The organism is Pseudomonas sp. K5002 (assembly GCF_013386655.1).
In the GTDB taxonomy this organism is placed as follows: Bacteria; Pseudomonadota; Gammaproteobacteria; order Pseudomonadales; family Pseudomonadaceae; genus Aquipseudomonas.
This window is the reverse complement of record NZ_JACARK010000177.1, coordinates 1-4,262: the sequence shown is the minus strand read 5'-3', so window position 1 is coordinate 4,262 and position 4,262 is coordinate 1. Positions and strand designations below refer to the sequence as shown.

At 60.2% G+C, this 4,262-nt stretch carries 5 protein-coding genes; 3 read left to right on the top strand and 2 right to left on the bottom strand.

All coding sequences use genetic code 11. From position 1 onward, the window contains the following. The coding region (locus HX846_RS10110) for a LysR substrate-binding domain-containing protein (RefSeq protein WP_178965334.1) at positions 1 to 613 on the top strand (613 nt) is incomplete at its 5' end. 105 nt (positions 614 to 718) lie between these two features. On the opposite strand, the gene HX846_RS10105 is transcribed toward HX846_RS10110, so the two are convergent. Further along, on the bottom strand, positions 719 to 1,321 hold the full coding sequence (locus tag HX846_RS10105) for a glutathione S-transferase family protein (RefSeq protein WP_008432197.1): 603 nt from the start codon (positions 1,319 to 1,321) through the stop codon (positions 719 to 721). A 10-nt stretch (positions 1,322 to 1,331) separates the two neighbouring features. Next, on the bottom strand, positions 1,332 to 2,498 hold the full coding sequence (locus tag HX846_RS10100) for a PLP-dependent aminotransferase family protein (protein WP_134326011.1): 1,167 nt from the start codon (positions 2,496 to 2,498) through the stop codon (positions 1,332 to 1,334). A gap of 82 nt (positions 2,499 to 2,580) precedes the next feature. Here HX846_RS10100 and HX846_RS10095 point away from each other — a divergent pair, with 82 nt between their 5' ends. Both HX846_RS10095 and HX846_RS10090 read left to right on the top strand, forming a co-directional pair. Next, complete coding sequence (locus tag HX846_RS10095) at positions 2,581 to 3,015, top strand: MarR family winged helix-turn-helix transcriptional regulator (protein ID WP_003212841.1); 435 nt, start codon at positions 2,581 to 2,583, stop codon at positions 3,013 to 3,015. 191 nt (positions 3,016 to 3,206) lie between these two features. After that, the coding region (locus HX846_RS10090) for an NCS2 family permease (protein ID WP_178965333.1) at positions 3,207 to 4,262 on the top strand (1,056 nt) is incomplete at its 3' end.

The window sequence follows — 4,262 nt, the reverse complement described above, 5'->3', positions numbered from 1 at the left end:
GACCATCGCCGCCCTGCCCTCCGTGTGCGCCGGCGCGTTACCTCCCGCCCTGCGCCTGTTTCGCGAACGTTTTGCCGGGATCGAGGTGCGCTTGCATGACCTGGTTGCTCACCGCATTCATGCGCAAGTGCGTTCGGGCGAGGTGGATTTCGGTATTGGTGTGCGGGCGCGGCTGAGCCACGGGTTGGCGTTTGTGCCGGTGCTGAATGATCGGTTATGTGCGTTCGTGCCGCTGGCTCATCCGCTGACTCGTTTTGCAAAGTTGAGCCTGGAGCAACTGGCCGACCAGCCGATCATCCTCACCGGCCGCGACAGCAGCGTGCGGGAACAGGTGGACGCGTTGTTCGATGAAACACGCCTGACGATGCTCGCGGGGATGGAGGCCAACTACATGTCGACCGTGTTGGCGTTGGTGCGGCAGGGCTTGGGGATCAGTGTGTTGCCGGAATCGGCGGCGGACAGTCTGGAGGGGTTGAAGCGGATTACCATTGATCATCCGGGGGTGAACCGGGAGATCGGGTTGATCAGTCGCAGTGGACAGCCGTTGAGCCCAGCGGCGCAGCGCTGTTTTGAGTTGCTCAGTGAAGAATTACCTGGCGCACCGCAAAACTAAATGTGGGAGCGGGCTTGCTCGCGAAGGCGGTGGGTCAGCCAATACATGTGCTGACTGGTACACCGCCTTCGCGAGCAAGCCCGCTCCCACATTTTTGAGCGCATTTCAGCCCAGCATCGGCACATGCTTGGGATGGCTGGCCACGCGCTTCAACCACGCCTGCACGCCTGGATAGGCGCTCAGGTCAAAGCCACCTTCATCCGCCACATGGGTGTAGGCATACAGCGCCACGTCGGCAATCGAGAATTGGTCGCCCACCAGATACGGTGTCAATTGCAACTGGCGCTCCATCACCTTCAGGGCTTTATAACCGCCCTTGTGCAGCTTCTTGTATTCCTCCAGGCGATCTTCCGGCAGCCCCAGGTAAAACTGGATAAACCGCGCCACCGCGATGTACGGCTCGTGGCTGTACTGCTCGAAAAACTGCCACTGCAGAACCTGGGTGCGCAGGCGCGGTTCGCTGGGCAGGAACTCGCTGCCATCGGCCAGGAAGTTGAGAATCGCATTGGACTCCCACAGGCAGGTGCCGTCTTCCAGCTCCAGCACCGGGATCTTGCCGTTGGGGTTCTTGGCCAGGAACTCCGCGGTCTGGGTGTCGCCCTTCAGGATGTCGACATCGATCCACTCATAGTCGATGCCCAACAGGCTGAGCATGAGTTTGACTTTGTAGCAGTTGCCCGATTTGTAATCGCCGTAGACCTTGTACATGGAGGCTCCCCTATGCCGCTTGCGCGTGCTGTGCTTGACGGACCACCGCAGCGAGACGCTTGAGACCTTCGTCCAAGCGCGCCGGGTCGATATGGCTGAAATTGAGCCGCAGGTGACCGTGATGATTGTCCGGCTCGGAAAAGAACGGTTCACCGGGCATGAACGCGATGTCCTGGTCGAGCGCAGGTGCCAACAAGGTGCGGGTATCGAGCGGCTGTTTCAAGGTCAGCCAGAAGAATAATCCGCCCTGGGGTATTTGCCAGTCGGCCAAGTCGCTGAAATGCCGCGCCAGTGCAGCCTGGAACGCGTCGCGCCGGCCCCGGTAAAAGCTGCGCAACGCTACCAGGTGATGCTGGTATTTCTCGGTGCCGATCCATTGCATCGCCTGCCACTGGCCAACGCGATTGGTATGCAGGTCGGCTGACTGCTTGAGTTTGAGCAGGTGCGGGAACAGGTCCGGACTGGCGATCAGGTAGCCGACCCGCAGGCCGGGCAACAAGGTCTTGGATACCGTGCCGGTGTAGATCCAGCTGGCCTTTTTCAGCCGACTGACGATGGGTTGTGCGCTGCCGCCGTCGAAGGTCAGTTCGCGGTAGGGTTCGTCTTCGATCAGGGTTACGCCAAACTCGTCCAGCAACGCGGCGACGGCCTCGCGCTTGGCATCGCTGTAGCGCACCGCCGAAGGGTTCTGGAACGTCGGGATCAGGTAGACGAAGGACGGGCGATGCTGCTCAAGGCTGCTGCGCAAGGCTCTGAGGTCCGGACCGTCCGCTTCAAGCTGTACGGTCAGGCAATCGGCGCCGAACAATTGGAAAATCTGCAATGCCGCAAGGTAAGTCGGGCCTTCCAGGAGGATTTTGGTGCCCTTGTCGATGTACAGCTTGGCCGCCAGGTCCAGGGTTTGCTGGGAGCCGCTGACCACCATGACCTGGCGCGCATCGCAGGCAATACCCAGCACCCGCGCCTCGGCCGCCAGCAATTCACGCAACTGTGGCTCGCCTTCGCTCATGCCGTATTGGCCGATATTCAGCGGCATGCCTTCCCAATCCAGCGTGGGCAGCATCACTTCGGCCGGCAGGCCACCGGCGAAGGACATCACCTGCGGCTTTTGCGCCGCCGCTAGGATTTCACGGATCAGGGAGCTTTTAAGACGCGAAACACGTTCTGAGAAGGCCATAAGGGTCACCGGTAGCAAAGCCTGGGGAAAATACGTCAAACTGCTTGACCGAAATTACGACGACTTGGGCAGATACGTCAATATGCTTGACCTTAAAAACCAGACCAGCCAGCAAACCGCCATGGAAGCCTTCTTTTTCGGCTACCAGGCGTTCACCGCCAAGGCTGACGAAATGCTGGAGCGCCGCGGCTTGAGCCGGGTGCATCAACGCATCGTGTTTTTTATCGCGCGCTACCCGGCCTTGAGCGTCAAGGAGCTGCTGGAACTGCTCGGCGTGAGCAAACAGGCGCTGAACATGCCGTTGCGCCAACTGCAGGAGATGCACCTGGTGGACAGCGTGGCGTCCGAGACCGACAAGCGTAAGCGCCTGCTGGAGTTGACCGAGGAAGGCCGGCGTTTCGAACAATCGCTGCGGCGCGAACAGGTAAAGCTGCTGCAACGGGCGTTTGCCGAGGCAGGCGAGACGGCGGTAGAAGGCTGGCTGGCGGTAAACAAGGCACTCAGTGGCCAATCCTGAATTGCCTTTCATCCCCTTTCGCACACAAAATAGAAAACATTATTTGCTTTATTTGTATACAAAAGCATAATTCGCTTCGTGCGAGTTCCTGACCTATTGGTCAACAAAACCCGCTGGTACCTCAAAGCGCTGCTGCCCACTCATGTGTCCGGCGCTGGAAATAACAATAAAACTCTTGAGGAGTACTTGCTGTGGAAAGCCGCAAATCCGAAGCCCCTACGCTCGACCTCTCGCCAACCCACAACGGTTGGCTGGAACGCCTGTTCAAACTCCGCTTGCATGGCACCACAGTGAAGACCGAGCTGATCGCTGGCCTCACGACCTTTATCACCATGGCCTACATCATCTTCGTCAACCCCAACATCATGGCCGACGCCGGCATCGATCACGGCGCGGCGTTTGTCGCCACCTGCATCGCCGCCGCGCTGGGTTGCCTGCTGATGGGCCTGTACGCCAACTGGCCAGTAGGCCTGGCGCCGGGCATGGGCCTGAACGCGTTTTTCACCTACACCGTGGTCGGGACCATGGGCTACAACTGGGAGACGGCACTGGGTGCGGTGTTTATCTCCGGTGTGTTGTTCATGATCCTGACGCTCTCACGCATTCGCGAGTGGCTGCTCAACAGCATTCCGGTGAGCCTGCGCCATGCCATGGGCGCCGGCGTCGGATTGTTTCTCGGGGTGATCGGCCTGAAAACCGCCGGCATCATCGTGCAAAGCCCGGCCACCCTGATCAAGCTCGGCTCCCTGCATGAACCCGCCCCATTGCTGGCGGCCATCTGCTTCCTGTTGATTGCGATCCTCAGCTACCACCGGGTATTCGGCGCGATCCTGATCAGCATCATCGCCGTGACCCTCGCCGGTTGGGGCCTGGGCCTGGTGGAGTACCACGGCATCCTGGCCACTCCGCCAAGCCTGGCGCCGACCTGGATGGCCATGGACGTGATGGGCGTGTTCAACGTCAGCATGATCAGCGTGGTGTTCGCCTTCCTGTTTGTGCACATGTTCGACACCGCCGGCACCTTGATGGGCGTGGCCCAGCGTGCAGGCCTGGTGAATGCCGACGGCAAGATCGAAAACCTCTCCCGCGCCCTGAAAGCCGACAGCGCCTCCAGCGTGTTCGGCGCCATGGTCGGCGTGCCGCCAGTCACCAGTTACGTGGAAAGCGCCGCCGGGGTTGCCGCTGGTGGCCGCACCGGGCTGACGGCGGTTACGGTTGGCGTGTTGTTTATCGCAGCGATGTTTTTT

Bases quoted from the DNA above. Each gene is read 5' to 3' on its own strand.
- HX846_RS10105 (WP_008432197.1), bottom strand. From the start codon at position 1,321: ATGTACAAGGTCTACGGCGATTACAAATCGGGCAACTGCTACAAAGTC.
- HX846_RS10095 (WP_003212841.1), top strand. From the start codon at position 2,581: ATGCTTGACCTTAAAAACCAGACCAGCCAGCAAACCGCCATGGAAGCC.
- HX846_RS10100 (WP_134326011.1), bottom strand. From the start codon at position 2,498: ATGGCCTTCTCAGAACGTGTTTCGCGTCTTAAAAGCTCCCTGATCCGT.